Source organism: Polynucleobacter sp. MWH-UH25E (assembly GCF_018687095.1).
Taxonomy (GTDB): Bacteria; Pseudomonadota; Gammaproteobacteria; order Burkholderiales; family Burkholderiaceae; genus Polynucleobacter.
The window spans coordinates 488,896-514,985 of record NZ_CP061286.1 but is presented as its reverse complement, the minus strand read 5'-3'; the positions used below and the strand labels follow the sequence as shown (position 1 = coordinate 514,985).

At 45.8% G+C, this 26,090-nt stretch carries 30 protein-coding genes; 13 read left to right on the top strand and 17 right to left on the bottom strand.

Translation table 11 applies throughout. The features are described 5' to 3' along the window. Nucleotides 1–30 precede the first annotated feature (30 nt). The 5 genes from ICV39_RS02750 (at nt 31) to ICV39_RS02730 (ending at nt 4,654) form a co-directional block, all read left to right on the top strand. Nucleotides 31–957, top strand: a complete 927-nt coding sequence (locus ICV39_RS02750) for a LysR family transcriptional regulator (RefSeq protein WP_215390369.1) — start codon at nt 31–33, stop codon at nt 955–957. A 108-nt stretch (nt 958–1,065) separates the two neighbouring features. Further along, complete coding sequence (locus ICV39_RS02745) at nt 1,066–1,674, top strand: hypothetical protein (RefSeq protein ID WP_215390368.1); 609 nt, start codon at nt 1,066–1,068, stop codon at nt 1,672–1,674. Between the two features lie 10 nt (nt 1,675–1,684). Beyond that, on the top strand, nt 1,685–2,776 hold the full coding sequence (locus tag ICV39_RS02740; protein WP_215390367.1) for a hypothetical protein: 1,092 nt from the start codon (nt 1,685–1,687) through the stop codon (nt 2,774–2,776). A 13-nt stretch (nt 2,777–2,789) separates the two neighbouring features. After that, nucleotides 2,790–3,542: an extracellular solute-binding protein gene (locus ICV39_RS02735; RefSeq protein WP_215390366.1), complete on the top strand. Its 753-nt coding sequence runs from the start codon at nt 2,790–2,792 to the stop codon at nt 3,540–3,542. 14 nt (nt 3,543–3,556) lie between these two features. Beyond that, nucleotides 3,557–4,654: an amidohydrolase family protein gene (locus ICV39_RS02730; RefSeq protein ID WP_215390365.1), complete on the top strand. Its 1,098-nt coding sequence runs from the start codon at nt 3,557–3,559 to the stop codon at nt 4,652–4,654. A gap of 39 nt (nt 4,655–4,693) precedes the next feature. Here ICV39_RS02730 and ICV39_RS02725 read toward each other — a convergent pair whose 3' ends face one another. Further along, nucleotides 4,694–5,383, bottom strand: coding sequence for a nitroreductase (locus tag ICV39_RS02725; protein WP_215390364.1), 690 nt, complete (start codon nt 5,381–5,383; stop codon nt 4,694–4,696). A 78-nt stretch (nt 5,384–5,461) separates the two neighbouring features. Between ICV39_RS02725 and ICV39_RS02720 the strand changes: the two genes are divergently transcribed. Beyond that, nucleotides 5,462–6,337 carry a CoA ester lyase gene (locus ICV39_RS02720; protein ID WP_215390363.1) on the top strand — a complete coding sequence of 292 codons (876 nt, stop codon included), beginning with the start codon at nt 5,462–5,464 and terminating at the stop codon, nt 6,335–6,337. On the opposite strand, the gene ICV39_RS02715 is transcribed toward ICV39_RS02720, so the two are convergent. Together ICV39_RS02715 and ICV39_RS02710 are read right to left on the bottom strand one after the other, a co-directional pair. After that, nucleotides 6,334–6,711, bottom strand: coding sequence for a hypothetical protein (locus tag ICV39_RS02715; RefSeq protein ID WP_215390362.1), 378 nt, complete (start codon nt 6,709–6,711; stop codon nt 6,334–6,336). The genes ICV39_RS02720 and ICV39_RS02715 overlap by 4 nt on opposite strands. Then, complete coding sequence (locus tag ICV39_RS02710) at nt 6,712–6,939, bottom strand: hypothetical protein (RefSeq protein WP_215390361.1); 228 nt, start codon at nt 6,937–6,939, stop codon at nt 6,712–6,714. 146 nt (nt 6,940–7,085) lie between these two features. Between ICV39_RS02710 and ICV39_RS02705 the strand changes: the two genes are divergently transcribed. Together ICV39_RS02705 and ICV39_RS02700 are read left to right on the top strand one after the other, a co-directional pair. Next, nucleotides 7,086–7,730: an energy-coupling factor ABC transporter permease gene (locus ICV39_RS02705; protein WP_215390360.1), complete on the top strand. Its 645-nt coding sequence runs from the start codon at nt 7,086–7,088 to the stop codon at nt 7,728–7,730. Nucleotides 7,731–7,745: 15 nt separating this feature from the next. After that, complete coding sequence (locus tag ICV39_RS02700) at nt 7,746–8,423, top strand: alpha/beta hydrolase (protein ID WP_215390359.1); 678 nt, start codon at nt 7,746–7,748, stop codon at nt 8,421–8,423. Nucleotides 8,424–8,488: 65 nt separating this feature from the next. On the opposite strand, the gene ICV39_RS02695 is transcribed toward ICV39_RS02700, so the two are convergent. After that, complete coding sequence (locus ICV39_RS02695) at nt 8,489–9,583, bottom strand: TRAP transporter substrate-binding protein (RefSeq protein WP_215390358.1); 1,095 nt, start codon at nt 9,581–9,583, stop codon at nt 8,489–8,491. Between the two features lie 67 nt (nt 9,584–9,650). After that, nucleotides 9,651–10,997, bottom strand: a complete 1,347-nt coding sequence (pmbA, locus tag ICV39_RS02690; RefSeq protein WP_215390357.1) for a metalloprotease PmbA — start codon at nt 10,995–10,997, stop codon at nt 9,651–9,653. A 26-nt stretch (nt 10,998–11,023) separates the two neighbouring features. On the opposite strand from pmbA, the gene mog reads away from it, so the two are divergent. Beyond that, on the top strand, nt 11,024–11,647 hold the full coding sequence (gene mog, locus ICV39_RS02685) for a molybdopterin adenylyltransferase (RefSeq protein WP_215390356.1): 624 nt from the start codon (nt 11,024–11,026) through the stop codon (nt 11,645–11,647). Between the two features lie 24 nt (nt 11,648–11,671). Here mog and orn read toward each other — a convergent pair whose 3' ends face one another. Next, entirely contained in the window at nt 11,672–12,283 is a 612-nt protein-coding gene (orn, locus tag ICV39_RS02680) for an oligoribonuclease (protein ID WP_215390355.1), read from the bottom strand. 15 nt (nt 12,284–12,298) lie between these two features. On the opposite strand from orn, the gene ICV39_RS02675 reads away from it, so the two are divergent. Continuing rightward, the gene (locus tag ICV39_RS02675) at nt 12,299–13,555 is read left to right on the top strand and encodes a M48 family metallopeptidase (protein WP_215390354.1); all 1,257 of its coding nucleotides are present in this window, start codon (nt 12,299–12,301) and stop codon (nt 13,553–13,555) included. A 20-nt stretch (nt 13,556–13,575) separates the two neighbouring features. After that, nucleotides 13,576–14,589, top strand: coding sequence for a ribosome small subunit-dependent GTPase A (gene rsgA, locus ICV39_RS02670; protein WP_215390353.1), 1,014 nt, complete (start codon nt 13,576–13,578; stop codon nt 14,587–14,589). On the opposite strand, the gene ICV39_RS02665 is transcribed toward rsgA, so the two are convergent. From ICV39_RS02665 to rpsP, 6 genes are all read right to left on the bottom strand, one after another. Then, nucleotides 14,534–15,493, bottom strand: a complete 960-nt coding sequence (locus ICV39_RS02665) for a CobD/CbiB family protein (RefSeq protein WP_215390352.1) — start codon at nt 15,491–15,493, stop codon at nt 14,534–14,536. The two genes, rsgA and ICV39_RS02665, sit on opposite strands and share 56 nt — an antisense overlap. Then, complete coding sequence (locus ICV39_RS02660) at nt 15,490–16,227, bottom strand: CoA pyrophosphatase (RefSeq protein ID WP_215390351.1); 738 nt, start codon at nt 16,225–16,227, stop codon at nt 15,490–15,492. The genes ICV39_RS02665 and ICV39_RS02660 overlap by 4 nt, the downstream gene beginning before the upstream one ends. A 65-nt stretch (nt 16,228–16,292) precedes the next feature. Then, the gene (gene rplS / locus ICV39_RS02655) at nt 16,293–16,688 is read right to left on the bottom strand and encodes a 50S ribosomal protein L19 (RefSeq protein ID WP_215390350.1); all 396 of its coding nucleotides are present in this window, start codon (nt 16,686–16,688) and stop codon (nt 16,293–16,295) included. 147 nt (nt 16,689–16,835) lie between these two features. After that, the gene (gene trmD, locus ICV39_RS02650; RefSeq protein ID WP_215390349.1) at nt 16,836–17,582 is read right to left on the bottom strand and encodes a tRNA (guanosine(37)-N1)-methyltransferase TrmD; all 747 of its coding nucleotides are present in this window, start codon (nt 17,580–17,582) and stop codon (nt 16,836–16,838) included. A 16-nt stretch (nt 17,583–17,598) separates the two neighbouring features. After that, nucleotides 17,599–18,177: a ribosome maturation factor RimM gene (rimM, locus tag ICV39_RS02645; RefSeq protein ID WP_215390348.1), complete on the bottom strand. Its 579-nt coding sequence runs from the start codon at nt 18,175–18,177 to the stop codon at nt 17,599–17,601. A gap of 92 nt (nt 18,178–18,269) precedes the next feature. After that, nucleotides 18,270–18,515 carry a 30S ribosomal protein S16 gene (gene rpsP / locus ICV39_RS02640; RefSeq protein WP_173955254.1) on the bottom strand — a complete coding sequence of 82 codons (246 nt, stop codon included), beginning with the start codon at nt 18,513–18,515 and terminating at the stop codon, nt 18,270–18,272. 222 nt (nt 18,516–18,737) lie between these two features. On the opposite strand from rpsP, the gene ICV39_RS02635 reads away from it, so the two are divergent. Together ICV39_RS02635 and ICV39_RS02630 are read left to right on the top strand one after the other, a co-directional pair. After that, nucleotides 18,738–19,277, top strand: a complete 540-nt coding sequence (locus tag ICV39_RS02635; RefSeq protein ID WP_215390347.1) for an META domain-containing protein — start codon at nt 18,738–18,740, stop codon at nt 19,275–19,277. Between the two features lie 35 nt (nt 19,278–19,312). Then, nucleotides 19,313–19,759 (top strand): hypothetical protein, encoded by a 447-nt coding sequence (locus tag ICV39_RS02630; protein WP_215390346.1) that lies wholly within the window; start codon nt 19,313–19,315, stop codon nt 19,757–19,759. A gap of 38 nt (nt 19,760–19,797) precedes the next feature. On the opposite strand, the gene ICV39_RS02625 is transcribed toward ICV39_RS02630, so the two are convergent. The 5 genes from ICV39_RS02625 to ICV39_RS02605 all read right to left on the bottom strand — a co-directional run bounded on the left by ICV39_RS02625 (nt 19,798) and on the right by ICV39_RS02605 (nt 26,030). Then, nucleotides 19,798–21,585, bottom strand: a complete 1,788-nt coding sequence (locus tag ICV39_RS02625; protein ID WP_215390345.1) for an acyl-CoA dehydrogenase — start codon at nt 21,583–21,585, stop codon at nt 19,798–19,800. A gap of 33 nt (nt 21,586–21,618) precedes the next feature. Beyond that, a complete protein-coding gene (locus ICV39_RS02620; RefSeq protein WP_215390344.1) occupies nt 21,619–22,554 on the bottom strand; it encodes an electron transfer flavoprotein subunit alpha/FixB family protein in 936 nt (311 codons plus the stop codon). After that, a complete protein-coding gene (locus tag ICV39_RS02615; RefSeq protein ID WP_173955249.1) occupies nt 22,555–23,304 on the bottom strand; it encodes an electron transfer flavoprotein subunit beta/FixA family protein in 750 nt (249 codons plus the stop codon). Between the two features lie 97 nt (nt 23,305–23,401). Beyond that, nucleotides 23,402–25,054: an acyl-CoA synthetase gene (locus ICV39_RS02610; protein WP_215390343.1), complete on the bottom strand. Its 1,653-nt coding sequence runs from the start codon at nt 25,052–25,054 to the stop codon at nt 23,402–23,404. Nucleotides 25,055–25,109: 55 nt separating this feature from the next. Beyond that, complete coding sequence (locus tag ICV39_RS02605) at nt 25,110–26,030, bottom strand: histone deacetylase family protein (RefSeq protein WP_215390342.1); 921 nt, start codon at nt 26,028–26,030, stop codon at nt 25,110–25,112. Nucleotides 26,031–26,090 lie beyond the last annotated feature (60 nt).

The window sequence follows — 26,090 nt, the reverse complement described above, 5'->3', positions numbered from 1 at the left end:
ACTTATTTTTAACAATATTATGGCTTCACTATGGGCTTAAGCACCGCCAAAGGCATTAATCCTGCAGATTTAGGCTTCTTCTCTACCCTAGCCTCCTCAGGAAGCTTAGGAGCAGCCGGGAGAGAGCTAGGCATCACTACCGCTGCTGTTAGTAAGCGCCTTGCCCAAATTGAAGAACGCTTAGGTCTTAGTCTGGTTAATAGAACAACTCGACGCATGAGTCTGACACCAGAGGGCGAAGTGTATTTAGAGCATGCGCGCAAGATCTTGGGTGAAATTGATGCCATGGAATCCGTTCTCTGGGGCTCAACAGAAACACCCAAAGGATTATTGAGAGTTAATGCAACTCTTGGTTTTGGCAGGACACAGATCGCACCACTCATTTCTGAGTTTGTTAAGAAATATCCACAAGTAGATATTCAATTACAGCTATCAGTAAGTCCGCCACCTATCACCGACGACTTATATGATGTGTGCTTTCGATTTGGTCACCCACCAGACTCAAGAACGATTGCAAAATTAATTGCCCCTAATCGCAGAATCTTGGTTGCATCGCCTAACTATTTAAAGCAATTTGGCGAGCCGAAGACGCCGAATGATTTAATAAAGCACAATTGTATTGGCATTCGGCAAGGCGATGAAGCTTATGGCTTATGGCGCTTTGCCAAAAACAAAACGCGCACCAAAAATGAATCCACTGAAGATGTCAAAATCAGGGGGAATCTCACCACTAATGATGGTGAGATCGCAGTGAACTGGGCCTTAGATCATCAAGGCATTCTCTTAAGAGCTGAGTGGGATGTAGCCAGGTACCTTAAAAGTGGTCGCCTCATACATATCCTGACAAGTTATCACACCCCCGATGCAGATATCTATGCCGTTTTTGCACAAAGAAACAAAACTTCAGCCCGAGTAAATGCTTTAATTGATTTTGTTAGCGACGCGCTCAGAGATTAATAGGCAAATAGCCCCCTAAGGGATAACCCAAGAATTCTGATTTAGAGGGAAAGTTTAAGAGTAAGCTCCTAGTAAGCATTTCACTATTACAAAAAACTAGGAGACAACATGAAATACCTCATCGGTATCGCATTGCTATCTATTTCCAGTCTGGTCTTTGCGCAAGCAAAAGTGAATCCAACCGATCCACAACCAACCTGCCATATGTGTCCCGGCACTTTTATTCCCGTAGATGAACTAAACGCCTATACCAAGAAAGCGATTCAGGAAGGTCACATTGACCAACAAGTGCGTGATATTGATATTGGTAAAGCCCGAGTAGGCATTGGCATGGTGTACCGCGGCAAACTAGATGCTCCCAATCCAGACTCTGTAGCGGAACACGATCAAATCAGCGAGGTCTATCACATCATCTCGGGTTCGGGCACGTTAGTACTGGGTCCTGATATCACCAATCATCAACGCAGACCTGCTACCCAAAAAACCGTTGTTGAATTTAATGGTCCAGGAAACAACGGCAGTGAAATTTTGAATGGCATCTCAAGAAAACTGCAGCCTGGTGATGTGGTGGTTATTCCAGCAGGAACTGGTCACTGGTTTACTGAGATTCCCGATCATATCAACTATCTCATGATTCGCTTTGATCCAGATAAGGTGACGCCACTCAAGAGCGAAGCACAGTCACTAAATTACCTATCAAAACCCGCCAGCCGATAAGGAGAGTGGCATGAAATGTATTGCTCATTGGATTGCTATATTGGCTTTCTTGTTAACGAGCGTTACTGCGGTTGCGCAAAACAACCCCACTTCCAAGGCTCCACAGTACAAAGTGGATGCATCTTGGCCAAAAGCTTTGCCAAATAATTGGATACTAGGTCAGGTTGCTGGTGTCGCCACAGATAAAAATGATCACATTTGGATTATTCATCGTCCTGGAACAATTACAGATGATGAAAAGGGGGCGACATTGAATCCCATAAGATCAAAGTGCTGCGTACCAGCACCACCTGTTCTGGAGTTTGATAAACAAGGGAATTTATTGCAGGCATGGGGCGGTCCTGGATCTGGTTATAACTGGCCGAAAAATGAACATGGTATTTACATAGATCCCAATGGCTACGTTTGGCTTGGAGGCAACGATCAATCCGATCACATGATTCTGAAATTTACCCAACAAGGAAAGTTCTTACTGCAAATTGGATCACCTGGAGCAAGCTTAGGGAGCAATGACACCACTCAATTAGGTCGCCCTGCGCATATGAACGTAGACCCAGTTGCCAATGAAATTTATATTGCCGATGGCTACCTGAATAAACGCGTCATTGTCTTTGATTCCAATACAGGCACCTATAAACGGCATTGGGGTGCTTATGGAAATGTGCCCAGCGATGAAAAAATGGCGAACTTTAATCCAAGCTCTCCTCAGTTCGCGAATCCTGTACATTGTGTTCGCTTGATGAAGGACAACACCTTATTTGTCTGCGATCGTGCAAACAATCGTATTCAGGTATTTGAGAAAAATGGCAAGTTCATTCGTGAGATGGCCTTTGAAACTGAAACTAAGGGTTCAGGTTCAGTATGGGATCTCATTCCATCCGATGTTAGTCAGAAGTACATTCTGATTGCCGACGGCACAAATAATGAAGTCACTGTGTTGGTTCGTGAAACCGGACAAAAAGTAGGTTCATTTGGTAGGAATGGTCGCAATGCCGGTCAATTTCATTGGGTGCACAACATCGCCGTTGATTCAGATGGTAGCGTCTACACCACCGAAGTTGATACCGGCAAACGTGCACAGAAATTTGTGAAAACCCAATAAATGAAATTCAACTATGAGATATTTACTCTTATGTCTAAGCGCCCTTTTCTTCTCTGCACCAGCCATGGCGCAGCTTGAAGTCATCATCTCGGGAGGCTTTAGCGGGCCATACAAGCAAATGCTTCCCGAGTTTGAAAAGACTACTGGTATTAAGGTAATCACCAAGTCGGGAGCATCACAAGGCTCCGGGCCCAAAACTATCAAAGCCCAATTGGCGGCGGGAGTTACTGCAGATGTAGTGATTCTCTCTCGAGAGGGACTTGCCGAGCTGGTAGAACAAAAAAGAATTATTGCGGGCTCTGATGTGGATTTAGCACAAGCACCCTTAGGACTTGCGATACCTACTGGCAACCCAAGACCCAATATCTCCACAGTTAAAAACTTTACGGATACCTTAGTACGGGCAAAGAAGATTGTTGTGCCAGGAAGCACTAGCGGAATTTATTTGGTTCAAGATGTATTTCCTGGCCTTGGCATTGTGAACAAAATCTCCGTTCAGGTAACCGAACGTGGGTCTGAGGCCACAGCAATACTGGCGGCTAAAAATGCAAATGTTGCCGTTCAGCCCAATAGCGAGTTAGTCAATATTCCTGGGGTCGATTATGTTGGTCCCATTCCAGAGAGCTTGCAACTCATTCAAACTTTTGCAGCGGCGGTTGTTGTCGGATCCCCACATCAATCAGAGGCAAAGAAATTGATTGATTACTTAAGCTCAAAAAATGCCATAGAACCCATTAAGAATGGTGGCATGAACCCAGTACGTTAAGCACAAGGATATTTATGAATCAGCGTCGCTCATTTCTAAAAACCTCTGGGAAAGCGTTAGGAGGCCTATTTTTCTGTGGCTGTGGCTTTGCTCATGCAGGAGATACCAAAGAAGCATTTCCCAAGCGTGTGACCCCAGTCTTCATTAATGGCAAGCGTATTAAAACGATTGATGTGCACGCGCACTGCATGTTTCAGGATGCGATTGACTTGATGGGCGAGGATGCAAAATCCGTACCCCCACCCACTAAGGGAGTTCCTGAGCATTTCATTAAAATTAATGAACGCATACGTGCCATGGAAGAACAAGGTATCGATATGCAGGTATTGAGCATTAACCCATACTGGTATCGCAAAGATAAAGAAACTGCCGCAGAAATTTGCCGTCTCAATAATTTACATCTAGCCGAGCTTTGCGCCCTACGCCCTGATAAATTTGCCGCTTTTGCCTCTCTCACCATGCAATACCCCGATCTTGCTGTCGAACAACTGGAATATGCAGTCAAGCAACAGGGCTTACGAGGGGCAGCAATTGGTGGAAGTGTATTAGGTCAAGACTTTTCAGATCCAAAATTTCATCCAGTATTTGCAAAAGCACAAGAACTAAATGTGGCGCTTTTTATTCACCCTCAAAGCACTCCGCAGTTGGCGCAACGCTTTAAAGGAAATGGTTGGATGTCCAATGTCATTGGCAACCCTTTAGATACAACCATCGCCTTGCAACACCTCATTTATGAAGGAGTCCTAGATAAATATCCGCAGCTAAAGATCTTGGCGGCGCACGGCGGAGGCTTTCTAGGGTCTTATGCCCCACGAATGGATCACAGCTGTTTCGTATCTCCGCAAAATTGTGATCCCAATATCGTCTTGAAAAAGAAACCTTCTGAATACCTGAAGCAACTATATTTTGATTCGCTGGTATTTACTCCAGAGGCTCTGGCTTATTTGATATCGCAAGTCGGCGCGAGCCAAGTGGTCATCGGTACAGACCATCCTATTCCCTGGGAAGAATTTCCGGTTGAGCGAGTCATGGCAACCAGGGGATTAAGTAATGCAGATCGTATTGGAATACTTGGTGGCAATGCCGCAAGACTATTGAATTTAAAAGTGTAGGGATTGATAAACCCCTCTACATAATGATTCAATAAAGACTCAAACCACCCAAGTAGTAAATTCTTCAGCGGCAACCCGTGGAGTGCGGAAGGTGTTCACAATATCGGACTTATCTGCATATCCAAGCGCCATTCCGCAAACTAGCATCTCATTCTCTTTGGCGCCGATCATTGGCAAAATAATTTTTGCGTAGGCATTCCAAGCGGCCTGAGGACAAGTACCCAAGCCATCTCCTTTAGCTGCAATCATGAAGTTTTGTAAAAACATTCCGTAATCGAGCATTGAGCCCCTGCCAAGCTCTTTATCAATCGTAAAGAAGATACCCACTGGCGCGCCAAAGAATTGAAAGTTTTTACGATGCTGTGCATGCATCTTGTCTTTATCGCCCTTGGTAATACCAAGCAAGCCATATAAACCCCAGCCGTTTTCGCGGCGGCGGTCGATATATGGGCTAAACCATTTACTGGGGTAGTAGTCATAAGCCTCTTGATACTCTTTTACCAACTCTGGGTTACTGGCAATACTGTCATAAGCTTCACAAACTTGATTGCATAGCGCTTGTAACTTTTGACCTTCTAGAACATATGCCTTCCATGGCTGAGTATTCGTGCCTGATGGTGCACGAGCCGAGAGATTGAGGAGCTTCAAAATTTGTTCGCGTGAAACCGCTTCTTTTGTGAATGCTCGTACTGACATGCGCTGATCGATTGCATCGGCTACAGAATTCATTTTTTCCTCTTTTTTGAAAACAACGATTCGGATATGGTATTTTGACTCTTTACCAATAAGTCATTACCCATATTTAACATGATTAATATTCATAGACCCCGTCGCTCAGTCCTTTATATGCCAGGCGCCAATACTCGCGCCCTAGAAAAGGCAAGGACTTTAGCTGCAGACTCTCTTATTCTGGATCTAGAAGATGCTGTAGCCCCTGATGCAAAGGTGGCCGCAAGAGCAAATATTCTTGCCGCACTTGCAACAGGGTTTGGGTACCGTGAGGCTGTTGTGAGAATCAATGGTTTAAACACACCTTGGGGAGCAGACGATTTAAGTGCGTTCGCTAATTCAAAAGCAGATGCCATTGTTCTTCCTAAAGTAGAGTCAGCAAGTCAAATTCAGGAAGTAGCTGCATTACTTGATAAAGCAGGCGCTAGATCCGATCTCACCATCTGGGCCATGATCGAAACGCCAATGGCTATTTTTAAGTTACAAGAAATTGCGAGTGCACACCCTAAGCTAGAAGCACTTGTTTTAGGCACATCAGATCTCGTTAAAGACTTGCATGCAAGACATACGGCATCTCGAGTAGAGACACTCACTGCACTATCGCTATCTGTGTTGGCTGCTAGAGCTCATGGACTATGTGTGCTTGATGGCGTTCATCTCTCTCTAGATGATGAGGAAGGTTTGCGACTCTCTTGTATACAAGGTAGAGATATGGGCTTTGATGGCAAAACCTTAATTCATCCAAAGCAGATAGAACTAGCTAATGATTTTTTTGGTCCATCTCTTCAAGAGATCGCCGAGGCGCAGGAACGAATCGCGGCTTATGATGCAGCCATTCAGACTGGCGCTGGAATTGCCGTACTCAACGGAAAGTTAATTGAAGAGCTACATATTCAGGATGCGAAGCGGATCCTATCTTTAGCTAAAGCTATTAAATCATTCGCACCCAATTAGTGATCTAAATCGAGACTTTGTATCAGGCTCGCAAGCTTTACCAGAGGCTCAAATGCTTGTGTACGACTATTCTCAACATCGAGGTTTTCCCAATTAAATTCTAGGGAAAAGTGGGCTGATTCAATAATCAACTCATAGCTTGATGAGGCTTTATGGCTAGGATCTGCCGACACCTCTTCGCTCACTGGCACTGCTATAGATTGAATTGCCTCGATTAAGCGCTCTGTTTCAGAATCGGTGAGATCTCGACTATGCAATACATCATCTGTGCGCTTCACCGATAACCTAGAGACTCCATCGATAGTGATCTCGTATTGATTTAACCCTAGATCAAACCAAACAGTTAGTTCAATTGCGATAGGATAAGTTTTCATTTAATCGACCTCGTCAGCATGGGGTTCATCAAAATGCTCTTTATGGGGCTTCAATTTAGCCGCCATCTGAGTCCATTTACTGTGTTGAGCCCGATAAGCGCAATCTTCAGCATGATTTTCAAGAAGCCCAAAAATAATGGTTGTTGGAATCTTGCAGTACGCACATCGATATGCGTGCTGGTGCTCCTCAATTTTTTCCTGTGGGTAATCAATATAGAAGGGCTTCATCTAAATCTCCAACATGGTCGATCGCTTAAGAACATATTACACCCCCTATCCATGCCATAAACCAAGCCCTCCCTAGTGAAAGTGCGGATGGGATTTATCCCCCATTTGATTAGACTGGCTCGATCTCCTTATATATAAGACCAAATATGATCTGGATTGGCCTAGCAGCGATTATTTTTCTCGGGGCACTCCTAAAGAGTCCGCCAGCGATCTTTTCTAAGTCCCCACTATCGTTTCTCGCAGTTGCGGCTATCCTCTTTTTGGCTATCGCCTGGAATGTATCCCCCACCTTACCGGGGCAAGCTCCTGGCAAATTCTATGGACTCATCTTCCACTTCTATGGTGCCGCGCTGCTGACGGCTATGTTTGGGCCTGCTATTGCACTCACTATTTTGTTCCCCGTTGCTTTCTTAGGCATATTTGTATTTCAAGGCGGGATGATTGAAGCAGCGCATCATTATTTGATGGTTTGTGTCCTACCCACCTTTTTTGCTTACCTAACTATTCAAGCAATTCAAAAATATGTTCCCAAGCATTTGTTTGTTCTGATACTTGGTAATGGCTATGTCGCCGCCTTTATGAGCGTGATCCTATCAGGATCAGTTTTACTGATTGGCAAAATGCTATTCGCCGGGTCTGGCGCTCATATCGATCTTGAGGGTTGGTTGCTAGGGCTCATTATTATTGCCTTCATGGAGGGTTCGTTATCTGGCATGCTCTTAGCAATCTTCTTAATCTACAGGCCAAATTGGGTATCGACCTACAATGAATCGGCCTATATGAACCGTTAACCATTGACCAGAACTATGCTCCCTTGTATCGAAATTGAAACCACCCCTAATCCTAGTGCCGCAGTTATTTGGTTGCATGGACTTGGAGCCGATGGCAATGATTTTGTACCTATCATTCCAGAACTCCAGCTAACAGATTGTCCTGGCATTCGATTTGTTTTTCCTAGTGCGCCTAGTATGCCGGTCACAGTCAATGGCGGCTATGTCATGCCAGCTTGGTACGACATCATCGGCAGAAATCTGATGGATCGCGAAGATGCCGACGGTATTTTGCGATCAGCAGCCGCCATTACAGAGCTGATTAAGCGCGAGTACAGCAGAGGTATCGCCTATGACAATATTGTCCTAGCCGGCTTTTCTCAAGGCTGCGCTATGGCATTGCATATTGGCCTGCGCTTTCCACATAAACTCGCAGGCATTATTGCTTTATCGGGCTACCTACCATTGGCAATGACATTGCATCTTGAAAAACATTCCGCCAATTCCAAAACACCCATCTTTATGGCTCATGGTGAATACGATCAGGTAGTTATTCCTGAACGCGCCCAAGCTTCTTGTGCTGTATTGGAGAAATTGGGTTACGAGGTAGATTGGAATGAATATCCCATGGAGCACTCCGTCAATCGCGAAGAGCTCATGGATATCTCTCGCTTCCTGCAAAGGGTGTTGATAAAACCCTCTAGCCAAATCTAAAAATAAAGGGCTCAATGAGCCCTTTTGATTGAGGCATCCGCCTCATTCATAAAGTTATGGTGGGCTTATAGCTTTTTATTAAAGCTAAATTGCGCAAAAGCCTGTTCTGCGACGTTAAACCATTGCGCCTCCATATTTCTGAATGCGCGGTAGTCATCAAAAATCTTCTTGAATTGCGGGTTTTTTGCAGACTCTTCAGCATATGTTTCTTGACTTGCCTTGAAACACGCTTCCATGATCGAAGTATTGAACTTACGTAATACTGCGCCATTCTGTAATAGACGTTGTAAAGCTGGGGGATTCAGGGCATCGTACTTGGCGCACATATCGGTATGTGCTTCATAACATGCCGCTTCCCACGCCGCTTGATAAGACGGCGGTAATGAATCCCATTGCTTCTTGTTAACCAAGAATGAGAGTCCTGCAGCGCCTTCCCAGAATGCTGGGTAGTAGTAATTTTTAGCGACTTTTGCTAAACCTAATTTCTCATCATCGTATGGACCCACGAATTCAGCCGCATCAATCGTGCCTTTTTCAAGTGCAGAGTAAATTTCGCCTGCAGGCAATTGTTGAGGCACAACGCCTAGCTTGGATAAGACCTGGCCAGCAAAGCCAGCGATACGAAATTTGAGACCTTTTAAGTCCTCTGGTGTTTTAATTTCTTTGCGGAACCAGCCACCCATCTGTGTACCGGTTTGACCGCCAAGGAAGTTCACGATGTTATAGCTCGCATAGAGTTCGCGCATCAACTTCATGCCATTGCCATGCAACATCCAAGCAGATTGTTGACGCGCTGTTAGACCAAATGGGGCGGCGGTATCAAAAATAAACGCACTGTTCTTTCCAAGGTAGTAATAACTCGCGGTATGTCCGCATTCAACGGTGCCATTTTGTACCGCATCTAATACTTGCAATGCTGGCACCACTTCTCCAGCAGCAAATACCTTCACATTGAATTTGCCATCAGTAGCTTTGCGCAATGCATTAGCAAATACCTCAGGGGTTCCATACAAAGTATCCAGTGATTTAGGAAAGCTAGATACCAAACGCCAGTTTAGAGTTGGTAAGCTCTGCGCAATTGCCGGAGCCCCCAAGGCAGTTACACCAGCTGCAACGCCAGCACCTACAGTTGCTTTCTTTAAAAAAGAACGTCTTTGCATCGTTATCTCCCTTCCATGTATTGGAGTAATTGATTTTTATTGATTGTTGTTAATTCTATAACTTTGCTTATTTCCCACCAACCGTCATAGAACCGATCAGAATTGAACCCGTTTCCTTAGTTCCACGAATCAGTGAGTCACTGCCAATTGACGCAATATCCAACAACATATCACGCAAGTTTCCGGCGATCGTCACCTCTTCTACTGGATACTGTATCTGGCCATTCTCAACCCAATAACCAAATGCGCCACGAGAATAATCTCCTGTGACATAGTTCACGCCCTGCCCCATTAATTCAGTTACCAGCAAGCCAGTACCCATTTCTTTTAATAGTGCAGGTAATCCACCCTTTGGCGTTTTTTTACTTTGCAAGCGTAAGTGATGGGAGCCGCCTGCGTTACCAGTCGTTTTCATACCCAACTTGCGCGCCGAGTAAGTAGATAAAAAATAGCCTTGCAAAATACCTTTATCAACAACTGTGCGTGCGCTAGTTTTGACACCCTCTTCATCAAAAGGCGCGCTACCAGTCATCGATTTCAGATGGGGGTTTTCAAAAAGACTGATATGTTTTGGCAATACTTGCTTACCTAAGCTATCAAGCAAGAAGCTGGAACGGCGATATAAAGCGCCACCAGAAACCGCCTGAACCAAGCCACCTAATAGGCCAGCAGCCAAAGGTGCTTCAAAGATTACTGGGCAACGGCGTGTACTTAGTGATCTTGCCTTCAGGCGTGAAAGTGCTCTTTGTGCTGCGTAACGCCCAATCGATGCGGGATCTGCTAGCTCGCTTGGGATACGAGAGCTGGAATACCAATCATCTCTTTGCATCTGAGATTTTTTTCCGCCAAGACTTGCAATCGGCGCACATGAAATATAGTGACGCGAGAATGGATATCCACCCATAAATCCTTGAGAGGTTGCCATCATAAAGTGCGCATGATGTGCAGATACAGAAGCGCCATCACTATTTTGAATTTGCTTACTCACAGCAAAAGCAGCACTCTCTGCTGATCGTGCAATTTCTACTGCGTGCGCAGCATCGATATCCCATGGATGAAACAAATCTAAATCAAGTGGCTTTTTTTCAAGCAACCTTGCTTCGGCAGGACCTGCACAATCATCTTCAGCCGTATGCTGGGCAATGTGATACGCGGCTTCAACGGTTGCCTTTAATGATGCTTTAGAAAAATCACTTGTGCTGGCATTGCCTCGGCGATACCCTAAAAATACGGTGACCCCAACTTGCTTATCTAAGCTTTGTTCAATAGTTTCAACTTCGCCTTTGCGAACAGTAACTGAGAGACCTTGACCCTCTGAAACTTCCGCAACCGCATCTGAGGCCCCCCTTCTTTTGGCCTCTTTAAGCATGAAATCGACAATTTCCTGAAACTGATGAGATGAATATGTAAACATGCCTCAATAATAGCTAGAATAGAAACATGAAGCATACCGAAGCCCTAGAGCGTAAGTCCCCAAACGAGGTCAAAATTGGCCTAATCTCCATCTCCGATAGAGCCAGTAAAGGTGTTTATCAAGATGAAGGGATTCCCGCCCTGCAAACATGGCTCATGAAGGCAATTAGTAACCCCTGCACATTCCATGAACGACTCATTGCCGACGAGTCTGAAGTTATCACCGAATCCATCGTTGAGCTTGTTGACGACTTTGGTTGCGACCTCGTTCTAACAACTGGTGGTACCGGCCCCTCAAGACGGGACGTGACCCCAGAAGCAACTATTGAAGCAGGCACCCGTGAAATGCCTGGTTTTGGCGAACAAATGCGTCAAATTAGTCTCAAATTTGTTCCTACAGCCATCCTATCTAGACAGACTGCGGTATTGCGTGAGATTGAGGGACATGCTGCCCTAGTGATCAACTTGCCAGGTCAACCTAAGGCAATTTCTGAGACCCTTGAGGGTCTTAAGGATGAGAATGGGAAATCTATCGTGCCTGGAATTTTTGCCGCCGTTCCTTACTGCATCGATCTCATTGGTGGGCCCTATATTGAAACCAATGAAACAGTCATCAAGGCCTTCAGACCAAAGAGCGCCATTAAGAAATAGGTGCTCTGGGGTTAGCTAGTTAGCTTATTGCGGTGGTAGCGGCACGATAAATTTATCGCGATAGTATTTCAGCTCTTCAATTGATTCCTCAATATCTGCCAATGCAGTATGAGCCTGCTTTTTGGTGAAGCCCTTTACTAGCTCTGGGTGCCAACGCTTGCACAATTCTTTTAATGTTGATACATCAACACTTCGATAATGAAAATACGCCTCTAACTTTGGCATGTACTTCGCCATAAAGCGGCGATCTTGACCAATCGTATTTCCACACATCGGCGCAATGCCAGCTTTGATGTATTTCTTTAGAAAAGCGATGCACTCTGCTTCAACGGCTGCTTCATCTAGTGTGGATGCCTTTACTTTGTCGATTAAACCCGAACGGCCATGGGTACCCTTATTCCATGCATCCATTGCATCTAACACGGCGTCATCTTGATGCACCACCCAAACTGGTGCAGTAGCGATGGTATTCAGATGCGCATCAGTAACAATGATCGCAATCTCTAAAATACGTTCAGTTTCTGGGTTTAGGCCCGACATCTCCATATCGACCCAAATTAGGTGCTCGCTAGCTGGCGCAGTCTTAGGAGTGCTCTTAGGTGTGCTATTGCTTGCTGTGTTCGTTTGTTCGCTCATATCTATAATGATCTCATGACATTCACTATTGTTTTCTTAATCGCTTTTATCACTAGCTTTGGCCTGCGCCACTGGCTATCTCAACGCCAAATTCGCCATGTAGCCCAGCATCGAGATGCGGTACCAGCCGATTTTGCTGAGAAAATCACCCTGGCTGACCACCAAAAAGCCGCTGACTACACGATTGCCAAATTACGCCTCGGTATTTTAGAGAACGGTGTCAGTGCAGTCATTTTAATTGCCTTCACCCTCTTGGGTGGCCTTGAAATCCTAAACATTGCTTTATTAAATTATTTTGGTGCGGGCATTACTCAACAAATCGCATTGTTAGCCTCAATCGCCGCTATCTCCGGCATCATTGATCTGCCCTTTTCTTGGTACAAGCAATTTTATTTAGAAGAGCGCTTTGGCTTTAATCGCATGAGCAAAAAATTGTTTTTTGTTGATCTCATAAAAGGTATTACTCTTGGCGCCGCCATCGGACTGCCATTGCTATGGGTCATTCTTTCGCTAATGGCGAAAGCAGGTGATCTTTGGTGGCTTTGGGCTTGGGGTGTATTAACTGCATTTAGCCTTCTCATGCAGTGGATCTTCCCAACATTTATCGCGCCTCTATTCAACAAATTCCAAGCATTAGAAGATGGTCCACTCAAAACACAAATTGAAGCGCTCCTTGCTCGCTGTGACTTTGCCAGCCAAGGCTTATTTGTGATGGACGGTAGTAAGCGTAGTGCCCATGGAAACGCCTTTTTTGCAGGCATGGGCAAAGCCAAGCGTATAGTGTTTTTCGACACCCTTATTGAAAAACTCAATCCCGGAGAAGTAGAGGCAGTACTTGCTCACGAACTTGGACATTTCAAACGCAATCACATTCGCAAACGCTTGCTCGTTTCTTTCGCGCTCAGCTTTGGTATGTTCGCGTTGTTAGGTTGGATCAGTACTCAAGTTTGGTTCTATACCGATCTTGGTGTAATGCCAAACCTCAATGGCTATAACGGCGGCTTAGCTTTAGCTCTATTTATGTTGGTATCACCCGTGTTTAGCTTTTTCTTTACACCACTTGGTAGCTTAGCCTCACGCAAACATGAATACGAGGCAGATGGATTTGCCGCAGAAAAATCATCTGCGAACAATTTAATCTCCGCATTGGTAAAGCTGTATCAAGATAACGCTTCCACCCTGACGCCAGATCCAATCTATACGGCTTTCTATAGTTCGCATCCGCCAGCACCATTGCGTATCGCCAATTTGCAACGCTTTAGTAAGCCTTAATAAGCCGCAATCACTCAAACATGGATCAGTTTCGCGCGCTACTTACCGCCTCCTACGGAAGGCATTATTTAGCGCAACGCCTAGTGAGCGACGCCACAGGTAATGAGTCTCCTAGTGGCCCACTTATTCAGGTGAGTACGCCTGCAAAACAACATATTGGTGCAGTGGGTGATCACATGTTGTTAGAAATGACCTCCGCTGATCAAGCGCGCATTATTGAAATTGAGCCACGCCAAAATATTTTGTATCGCTCAGATGCCTTTAAGAGCAAGATCATTGCTTCGAATGTCGATCAAATCTTGGTTGTGCTGGCTACGCAGCCTGCTTTCTCTCCCGATCTATTGGGTAGAGCAGTTGTAGCAGCTGAAGCCAATCAGATTGACTTACACATTCTGCTCAACAAGTGCGACCTTAAAGATCAACTGGAAAATGCTCGCAAGATCATTTCGCCTTATGCGCGCATGGGCTACCCAGTTAGTGAAGTGTCAGCAAAATTTGATACCGCATCAATTGATGCACTACGCCCGATATTGCAAGGTAAAGTCTCTGTATTTGTTGGTCAATCTGGCATGGGCAAATCCAGCCTTCTCAACGCCTGGGTACCCAATGCAGCGGCGCTGACGCAGGAATACTCTGTTCGGCTAGATACCGGAAAGCACACCACAACTGCTTGTCGCTACTTTGAGCTGCCAGAGTCTTGGGGAAGAGGTGCCGATGGTAAATTAGGCGCCCTCATAGATTCACCAGGCTTTCAGGAGTTTGGTTTAGCCCACATGTCAGTTAGCGAGCTACAGCACGCCTTCAGAGAATTTAAAGACTTACTAGGCAAGTGCCGCTTTCATAACTGCGCCCATCAATCAGAGCCTGACTGTGCAATCCGTGATGCGGTAGATAGAAATGAAATAGCGCCAGAAAGACTGGCGCTATTTAAACAACTGAGATCGGACTCAAAGACTGCCGATATTCAAATTCAGGGAATTAGCCAAGCCAAAGAGCGATGGTCAGCATTAGCAACAAAGCCATCCAAGCGATAACTAAGCGCCAGACCAACCCCACTGCCGAGCGCATCGTACGTTCTGTAGGCTCCAAACCCACCTCATAGACCAAAGGTTCACCAGCCTCAGCCATACGCAAAGCTTCATCGCTATCAGGCTCACTTAATGGCTCACCCAAACGCACTCCGAGTGCGCCACTACCTGCAGCCAAGATCACGGCCGATAAAGAATCAGACCACTTCTGCGTAAGGTAACGCCATGCGTATACGGCACCCTCGAAATTGCCCACGATCGCAAAACCCATCGCTGTAATGCGCGATGGAATCCAATCAATCACGTAGAAGAAATGGCGCGCAGATTCACTCAAGTTGTAATCACCACGCTCCGACCAACGCTGTGCAGCAATATCAGCCAAGCGATAGAGCACAACACCCGCTGGACCCATTGGCATCATGAACCAGAACAGCACACCAAACACATGATGATGCGAACCAATGATGGCACGCTCGAGTGCCAATGAAATTACTTCAGTTTCGGTAAGGTCGGAGGTATCCAAATCAGGCCCATACCACTCGCCTAATGCGGCACGAGCTGCTGGTAAATCATGAGCCTCAATTGCCTCATGCACCAAGGTGAATGAATGACTAAATTGACGAAAGCCGAAAAATAAATAGGCGATCGCCACGTTCCACAAAAATCCCAGGATCGGATATGTCACCATACAAATGACATAAACGATGAATACTAAAAAGGTTGGCAATATGAAAGCAGCCAAGCATGCCATACGCGCACCAACTGGGCTGGCACCCTCTTCCGTTTTGCCACCAAATTCTTTAGCAACCCAATCCAACCAGCGTGTGCTCATGCGCACAATCCAGTGTTGAGAAGTAACCGGGCGATATTGCTCAGCTATCAGGGCGAAAAGAATAGAAAAGAAAGTCATACTTTTAATAAATGATATAGGTTACGCAACATTCCCGCAGTAGCACCCCAAATAAAGCGGTTCTCATAAGGCATTGAATAAAAACGACGTCCACCCTGCTCGCTTTCCCATAGTCTAACTTGATGGTTGGCAGGATCCAACAAAAACTGTAGAGGCACCTCAAATACATCCGCTACTTCAAACTCATCTAAGACATATTCTGCCTGAGGTTGCACTAAGCCGACTACTGGCGTAACGCTATAACCAGATACCGTCAGATACTCCGGCAAATGACCAATAATCTCTACGCGCCCAGGATCCAAACCAATCTCCTCATGACTTTCTCTTAAAGCAGTGTCATTTGGACTTTGATCTTCTGGGTCCATACGACCACCAGGAAAGCTAATCTGTCCGGCATGGTCACGCAAATGATTTGTTCTTTGCGTCAGCAAAACTGATAAGCCATCTTCTTTTAGCAACAGTGGAATCAATACCGCTGCGCGAGTAACTTTTCCAGCGGCCTGACGACGTGCGATGATATCGGCAGCAATCACATGGCGATTCTCATCAGTGATTTCCGGCTCCCACTGGGGAGGTGACTGCAGTCTGGCTTTTAAAGCTTGTGGCTCTAAAAATTCTGGTGCAACCCTCTTTTGATCTGCGCACACTTGATGGATCGGTATAGCCTGCGCATCAAAGCCTGGAGGCGCCGCTACATTAATTGCGCCTACTTCAGGAGTGGATGTTTTTGACATAGCTCTATTCTAAGGCAACAAAAAAGGCGACCGAAGCCGCCTTTTTATTCGCATCAAAGCGGCAATTACTCAGCAGCTGCAGCAGCCTCTGGCTTATTGCGAGCTTGGAGCTTCTCTTTAATACGCGCAGACTTACCAGAGCGATCGCGCAAGTAGTACAACTTCGCACGACGCACATCACCGCGACGTTTTACTTCAACGCTGGCGATCAACGGTGAGTATGTTTGGAATGTACGCTCAACACCTTCACCAGAAGAAATCTTACGCACGATAAAGCTTGAATTGAGTCCGCGATTGCGTTTTGCAATCACAACACCTTCAAAGGCCTGGGTACGCTTACGTGTACCTTCAACAACGTTTACGCTAACAACTACCGTATCGCCAGGTGCAAAGCTAGGGATGTTTTTGTTAGCACTTAAGCGAGCAATTTCTTCTTGCTCAATTTTTGCGATTAAATTCATTTTTAAATCCTTAAACATCTTGTTAGCGTTTTATCCCGTAATTAAAAATTGACGGACCTAACAGAGGATGCAGTTAAAACTATTTCACTAAACCAAAAACAAAACTACTTATTCACTACTGAGTACCACCGAACAAACCAAAGGTATTCACAGCGAGCGAAGAAATTGTTCATCTTCTCGGGTTAGCAACCCATTAGCTCTGGCAGATTCAATTAAATCTGGCCTTAGCCTTAACGTCAGCTCTAAAGACTTCTGCCGACGCCAATCCGCTATTTTAGCGTGATGTCCGCCTAAAAGCACGTCTGGAACCGATAAATTTTCATAAATCTCCGGTCTGGTGTAGTGCGGATAGTCCAAAAGACCATTCATAAAGCTATCCTGAACCGCCGATTCGCCATCCCCAAGGGCCCCCGGGATCAATCGAATAACAGCATCCATGATCGCCATAGCGGGAATTTCACCCCCAGAAAGCACAAAATCACCGATTGAGAGCTGTAAATCAACATTTCTCTCGATAAAACGCTGGTCTACAGCCTCATACCGGCCACAGATGAAGCTTAAATTACCGTAATTTAGGATATCTGTCGCTATCTTCTGAGAAAATCTCTCGCCCTGGGGTGCTAGAAGACAAATTGGGCCACTTTTGACCCCTTCCGTAGCATGAGCAGCCCGAATTCCAGCCACCGTATCTTCTAGGGGCTTGGCCATCATGACCATTCCTGGACCACCGCCGTAAGCACGATCATCCACAGTTTTGCGTGGATCACTACAAAAATCCCTAGGATTCCATAAATGCACACTAGCAAGAGATTGTTCGCATGCGCGCCCAGTAACACCCCACTTAGTAAGTGCGGCGAACATTTCCGGAAAGAGAGTGACTACATCAAAGCGCATATTGTTTTCTAAAGACCTATCGCCAATCCAATTGCCAATCAAGCGTAATGACCTTATTCGGCAAGTCTACGCTTTGCACCACTTCTTTCACAAAGGGTACAAGGTATCGAACTTCTTTTTTTTCAAGATCACCAACAGCAATGACACCATGAGCTCCATTCTCAGTCACATCAATCACTTCACCAAGCGATTCTTTTTGCAAATTAATTGCATGACATCCAATCAAATCAACCCAGTAGTAATCATCTTTGTCTGCTTTTGGAAATGCATCACGCGCCACTAAGATACGTGCGCCTTTTAGTGCCAACGCCTGATCACGATCACCTACGCCATCCAATGTCATTACGACATTACCGCTGTGCATCTTCGCACCCTTTACCTTGTATTCGGTCAAGGTTGCCTTAGACACCTCTAGCGCGGGAGTACTAGTAGCATGCAGATCCCTACGGGGGATCAAGGAAAGCCAAACAGTTTTAGAAGAAAGTAGTGCTACGGGATCTGATGAGTGAGGTCTTACCTTCACTTGTCCTCGTAAACCTTGCGCCTCAGAGATGGCGCCAAGTTCTATTAAATCATTTAGGGAAGGTGTACTCATTTGTAAGCCACCTGCGTTCCCAAAATAAAACTACTAATCCAATGCATCACTAAAAACTTCACCAAGATGATGAAGTTTTTAGCAAAGGAATATTAAGCAGCAGGATTGTTTTTGATTAAACGAACTACTGTTGGAGAAACTTGTGCACCAACGCCAGTCCAATAAGTCAAACGATCTTGAGCAATGCGCATTGCTTGCTCAGATTCCGCAGCGTTTGGATTGAAATAGCCAATACGCTCGATAAAGTTCGAGTCACGACGGTTGCGCTTATCAGTAGCAACGATGCTGTAAAAAGGGCGCTTCTTAGAGCCACCACGAGCTAGTCGAATGACGACCATACTTATTCCTTAAAATCTAATAATGAAAACTGGTTGATTACAACCCAATGAAATTTATTCAAATTCTTGGGCTTCAGCTCACCAACAAATGTACGGTGATGCGGAAAACCTCATATTCTAGACGAAAACCCCCACTTCTTCCACCTATTTAAGCGCCTTCAAGATTAGAATAGAAGCAAAATTAGATTAAATTTCTTATATAAAACAATAACTTATATAAATATGCCCCAGAAAATGCGCCATTTACAGCCCACTAATCAGACCTCAAAAAGACCTTTTCTAGCTTTTTTTCTCCTGACCCTGGGTTTTATCAGTGGCTGCGCCAACGTTATTCCACCTTGCGGGGCGAAAATTAGCCCTCCCAGTAGCGAGCTACGCAATACCCGCTGGGAGCTCACTCGCTGGAACCTACCCCCAAATAGCAAAGGTGAGGTGCGAGCCCGTCAGATTCCGCAAGGAGAGGCTAGCAACCCCATCCAAATCACTTTTGATACCAATGGGCAACGCATCAGCGGATCAACAGGCTGCAATCGCTTTACTGCAGAACTGGATGAAGATTCACGTGGATTTAGCTTGAGCAAAATTACCAGCACTAAGATGGCCTGCGCTCCCCAGCGCATGGAATTAGAGAATGACTTTTTATATCAACTCAATGACTACCGCAGCATCATTCGCAATGGCGATCAATTGCTCATGGTTGGCAATGATCGCGAAGTATTAAGTTTTATTCAACGCCAATCTACACAACCCACAAACAAATAATCCAAACTATTTAAGACTCATAAGACTCAATTGCTATGAAAAAATCCAAACTCATTTTTTGCGCACTCGGATTATTTTTTCCAGGCAGCGGCTTTAACTGTTTCTATTTGCTTGGTCTTAAATCTTTTTGGGGTTGGTCACAATTACTCGCAACGTTCGGCGGGATTATTGGTTGGTCTTTACTTAAAGACGCACACTTTCATTCAGCGCCAGGCTGGATACTGCTGACGTTTGGTTTCATTGCTCTAGAGGCAAGCTGGCTAACGACGATTACCTTTGGATTACGTCCAGATGAAAAGTGGGATGCTCAATTTAATCCCGGCATTGCTGAGCATGAGCGTAATCAATCTGGCTGGCTAGTGGTATTGACAGTCATTTTCTCACTGGTGTTTGGTGCCGGCATCATGATGACATTTCTAGCGGTCGCATTTGAGCAATTCTTTATCTCTCAAATCTATGAAGCAAAAAAGCTATCCCAATAATTGCGGATAGCTTTTAGATTGCTTGCTAAATTTTCAGATTAGAAGTGCTCTACCTCTAAAGCATTAGCAGAATAGCCACCTTCAACAATCGATGTCGCCAAGCCCTGGGCTTGAGGCAATAAGTTCTCGATAAAGAATCGAGCGGTTGCAATCTTGGTGTTATAGAAAGTAGGATCACTGTTACGCAAACGTTCGGCAGCTAACAAGCCGCGAGCCATTTGCCAAGCACCGAGAACCAAACCAGCTAAACGTAAATAAGCGCAGCTACCTGCATACACCGCTTTGGTATTTGTTTTTACATTGGCCAAGATATAAGCAACCGCCTCATCAAATGCGGCACGGCCAATTGATAATTGCTTTAACGCTGCTTTGGCATCCGCGCTGCCACTAGCCGCTAACTCTTTTTCAGTTTCCGCAATCTTTTCCGAGAATATCTTGGCAGTAGCACCGCCATCACGCACAGTCTTACGGCCAATTAAGTCGTTTGCCTGAATCGCAGTTGTACCTTCGTAAATTGTCAAGATACGCGCATCACGATAGTGTTGAGCGGCGCCAGTCTCTTCAATGAAGCCCATACCTCCATGCACTTGAACACCCAAGCTTGCGACCTCAATCGACATCTCGGTTGAGAAGCCCTTCACAATCGGTACTAAGAATTCATATAAAGCTTGATTTGATTTACGTGCCGCGTCATCGGGTGCAGCATGTTGCGCATCGTATGCAGCTGCAGCGTAATACGCTAATGCACGAGCTGCCTCTGTGTAAGCGCGCATCGTCATCAGCATGCGCTTAACGTCAGGCTGATGAATAATCGCCACAGGACCAGCTGATCCAGCTAGATCACGACTTTGCACTCGGTCTTTAGCATACTGAACCGCCTTTTGATAGGCACGTTCAGCTACCGCAATACCTTGCATACCAACCGCGAAGCGGGCAGCATTCATCATGACAAACATGTACTCAAGTCCGCGATTCTCTTCGCCAACTAAGTAACCAACGGCGCCGCCGTGATCACCAAATTGCAATACTGCTGTTGGGCTGGCTTTAATACCTAACTTATGCTCAATCGAAACACAGTGCACATCATTACGCTCGCCCAAAGAACCATCAGCTTTAACCAAGAACTTGGGTACAACAAACAGTGAAATTCCCTTTACACCCTCGGGTGCATCCGGCGTTCTTGCCAAGACCAAGTGAATAATATTCTTGGCCATATCGTGCTCACCATAGGTGATAAAGATTTTGGTACCAAATATCTTGTAAGTGCCATCACCCTCTGGAACAGCACGTGCACGCACCATTGATAAGTCTGATCCCGCTTGTGGCTCTGTCAAACACATTGAGCCCGTCCACTCGCCTGAGATCATGTTAGGAACATAACGTTCTTGAAGTTCTGGGCTAGCAGCAGTTAACAAAGCCTCAATCGCGCCATCAGTCAACATAGGGCACAAGGCAAAAGACAAGCTTGCCGAGTGAACCATTTCAAAGCAAGCGGTGGCGATGAGTTTTGGTAAGCCTTGACCACCAAACTCAGCAGGATGAACTACACCCTGCCAGCCCGCTGCAGCGAACTGCTCAAATGCATCCTTAAAGCCAGGCGTGGTAGTGACAACGCCATCCTTCAAAGAACTTGGATTTTGATCACCCGGCCAATTGAGTGGTGCAACAACATCTTGATTGAACTTTGCCGATTCTTCCAAAATCGCTGGTGCTAAATCAACATCAGCACCCGCTTCAGCGTAGGATGGGTAAGCCACAACTTCAGATAGCCCCGCTAACTCGTTCATCACAAACAACATGTCTTTTACAGGGGCTACGTATGGCATTACAACTCCTATTGATTCAAATCAGTTACAAAATTACGAAAGCGCCTTTGTCAGTTCAGGCACAGCAGTAAAGAGATCAGCCACCAAACCATAATCGGCAACACCAAAGATTGGCGCTTCTGGATCTTTGTTAATAGCTACTATCACTTTGGAGTCTTTCATACCCGCCAAGTGCTGAATCGCACCAGAGATACCAACAGCTACATAGAGCTGTGGCGCAACAATCTTGCCAGTTTGACCAACTTGGTAGTCATTCGGTACATAGCCTGCATCAACCGCAGCACGTGAAGCGCCCAATGCAGCACCTAACTTATCTGCCAAAGGTACGATCAACTCTTCATACTTCTCGCCAGAGCCTAAGCCACGACCACCAGACACAATGATCTTGGCAGCAGTCAATTCAGGACGATCAGACTTCGTAAGCTCACGACCTACAAAAGATGAGGAAGATTGACTATCAGCCGCTGTTGCTTTTTCAACAGCGGCAGATCCACCGGTAGCTGCCACTGGATCAAAACCAGTGGTACGCACAGTAATTACTTTGATGGGATCAGTGCTTTGTACGGTCGCAATGGCGTTACCAGCGTAGATTGGACGCTCAAATGTATCAGGTGAGACTACTTTAGTAATGTCGGATAACTGAGCGACATCAAGCTTAGCCGCAACGCGTGGCAAAACATTCTTACCATTGGCGGTTGCAGGTGCTAATACATGGCTATAGTTTTTGGCTACAGAAAGAATTTGCGCAGCTAAAGGCTCGGCCAATTGATCAGCCAAATTAGCTGCATCAATTTGAATTACCTTACGCACACCAGCAATTTGCGCTGCAGCGCTAGCTGCAGCATCAGCACCGCAACCTGCAACCAATAAATCCACTTCTGGGGAGCACTGCAAAGCAGCGGCAACCGCATTTAAAGTGGCAGCTTTTAAAGATTGATTATCGTGTTCAGCAATAACGAGTGCAGCCATTTAAATCACCTTCGCTTCATTTTTGAGTTTTTCAACAAGAGCAGCTACATCCGCAACCATGACACCCGCGCTGCGCTTAGGTGGCTCTTCCACTTTGATCGTTTTCAGACGTGGGGCGATATCGACACCCAAGCTATCTGGGGTAATCGTATCAATGGTTTTTTTCTTGGCCTTCATGATATTTGGCAATGTCACATAACGTGGTTCGTTCAAACGCAAGTCAGTGGTAATGACTGCTGGCAATGAGAGCGCAATCGTTTCTAATCCACCATCAACCTCACGAGTTACCGTCGCCTTACCGTCGGCAACCACTACTTTAGATGCAAATGTTGCTTGTGGAATATCCATCAAGCTAGCCAACATCTGGCCAGTTTGATTGCTATCGTCATCAATCGCTTGTTTGCCCAAGATAATGATTTGAGCTTGCTCTTTTTCTGAGAGTGCTTTGAGAATCTTGGCTACCGCTAAAGGCTGTAACTCTGCATCGGTCTCTACCAAAATAGCACGGTCTGCACCAATAGCTAAAGCAGTACGGAGAGTTTCTTGGCACTGGGTAACACCTGCAGTGACCACTACCACCTCAGTTGCTACACCAGCTTCTTTGAGTCTGACAGCTTCTTCAACCGCGATCTCATCAAAGGGGTTCATGCTCATTTTGACGTTGGCGATGTCGACACCAGAGTTATCGGACTTCACACGTACCTTGACGTTGTAATCCACTACACGCTTAACAGCTACTAAGATTTTCATCTGAATTCACAATCCTTAATGACTACTAACTAAACCAAACAGAATATTTGCTTAAAAATGGGGGTAATCCATATTTTAACGCCCCCATCATCGCAAACTAGACATCAATTGCAGCCGCAGAACCAGCCTGCTTACGCAATTCAAACTTCTGAATTTTTCCTGTCGATGTCTTTGGCAACTCCCCAAACACGATCGCCTTAGGAACCTTAAAGCCCGCCAAATGTTGCTTGCAGTGGGCAATGATGTCAGCAGGCGTTACGTCAACTCCAGGCTTAACTTCCAAGAAAGCGCAAGGAGTCTCGCCCCACTTTGGATCCGGCTTAGCCACTACCGCCGCAGCGATGACTGCTGGGTGACGATAAAGAACATCTTCCACTTCAATTGAGGAAATATTCTCACCACCAGAAATAATAATGTCTTTACTGCGGTCTTTAATCTTGACGTAACCGTCTGGATTCTTTACCGCTAAATCCCCCGAATGGAACCAGCCACCCTCGAATGCTTCTTTGGTGGCTTTTTCATTCTTAAGGTAGCCCTTCATGGCGATATTGCCCTTGAACATAATCTCGCCCATGGTTTCACCATCAGCGGGAACAGGCCTCATTGTTTCTGGATCCAAAACATCAATTGCTTGTTGCATGTGATAACGCACACCTTGACGCGCGTTCAAACGAGCGCGCTCACCAATATCCATGTCGTCCCACTCATCCTGCTTCACACAAACTGCAGCAGGACCATACACTTCGGTTAAGCCATATACGTGAGTTAAATCGAAGCCCAACTTTTCCATGCCTTCAATAATGGATGCGGGAGGTGCGGCCCCTGCAATCAAACCCTTTACGCCCGCAGGCACACCTGCCTTGAGCTCGTCGGGGGCATTCACCAGCAAGTTATGCACAATCGGTGCCGCACAGTAGTGCGTTACACCGTGTTCTTTGATAGCAGCAAAAATATGTTGCGCATCTACACGACGTAAACAGACGTTAATACCCGCGCGTGCAGCAATCGTCCATGGGAAACACCAGCCATTGCAATGGAACATTGGTAGTGTCCACAAATACACGGGATGCTTATTGATATCCCAGTCCAAGACATTCGATACAGCATTAATCGCTGCGCCACGGTGGTGATACACCACACCCTTTGGATTACCGGTAGTGCCAGAGGTGTAATTTAAGCAAATCGCTTGCCATTCATCTTCAGGCACTTGCCATGCAAATTGCGGATCACCTTCAGCCAGCAATTGCTCATAAGTTAATTTACCCAGCTTCTCACCAGGCACATCAAATTCTTTCTCTTCCACATCAATTACCAAGAAGTCGCGACCGCTATCTTTCTTAGCAATCTCAAGCGCTTTTTTCATGACCCCAGAGAATTCTGGGTCGACGATTACTACCTTGGCTTCACCGTGATTAAGCATGAAGGCAACAGACTCTGGGTCTAAGCGGGTATTTAAGGCATTCAATACCGCCCCAGCCATCGGAATACCAAAGTGCGCCTCCACCATAGGAGGGGTATTGGGGAGCATGACGGCAACGGTATCGCCAAGTCCAACGCCATGCTTTTGCAAGGCACTTGCTAAGCGACGGCAACGATCATAGGTCTGCGCCCAAGTCTGGCGTAGCTTGCCATGCACGATAGCTACTTTTTTGGGATAGATCTCCGCCGATCTTTCTAAGAACAACAGTGGAGTAATCGGTGTGTAATTCGCTGAATTACGCTCTAGACCCTGTTCATAAATATTTGCCATCTTTTACTTTCAATAACGGTTGTATTTGTTCTTCTTAACTTTTGCTTTTGCTCTTTTAAATATCAGCCAATGCTTTTACGTGAGCTACAACACTGCGACCTAATGCAGATAAGTTGTAACCGCCCTCCAAGCAACTTACGATGCGATCATTGGCAAACTCATGCGCAACTTCTTTTAAGCGCTTAGTGATCCACACATAATCGTCTTCTACCAATCCCATCTGGCCCAAATCATCTTCGCGATGCGCATCAAAACCAGCGGAAATGACGATTAACTGTGGCTCAAAATTACGTAATGCCGGCAACCACTTTTCCTCTACTACTGAGCGCACCACATCGCCACGAGTGGCAGCAGGCAGGGGCACATTGACCATGTTATTCGCATGATCGAGACCACTGTAGGGATAAAACGGATGCTGAAAAATACTGCACATCAACACACTTGGATCATTGAAGAATGCCGCTTCAGTGCCATTGCCGTGATGCACATCAAAGTCAATAATCGCTACACGCTCAATTCCATAAGTCTCCATCGCATATCGTGAGGCAATGGCAACATTATCAAAGAGACAAAAACCCATTGAACGAGTGGGCTCTGCGTGATGACCTGGGGGTCTTACTGCGCAAAATACATTTTCAACTTCGCCCTTCATTACCGCATCAACCCCTGCAATGGCAGCGCCCGCTGCTCTCAGCGCCGCTTGCCAAGTGTGGGGGTTCATGATGGTGTCGCCATCAAGCATGGCATACCCACTCTGCGGCGCTTGCTCTTTTACAAAGGCAATATGGTCTGGGCTATGCACCAACTCGAGTTGATCCTCACTAGCCAATGGGGCATCCAAGTGATGCAGGAAATGATCGATGCCACTACGGATCATCTGATCATTGATCGCCTGAATACGCTCTGGACATTCAGGGTGATGACTACCCATCTCGTGTTTCAGAAAATCGGGATGTGTTATGTATCCTGTTGTCATTTACCTAAATCCTTAATAGCAAAACTGTAATTTTTATAATCTAATCAATATTGCTTAATT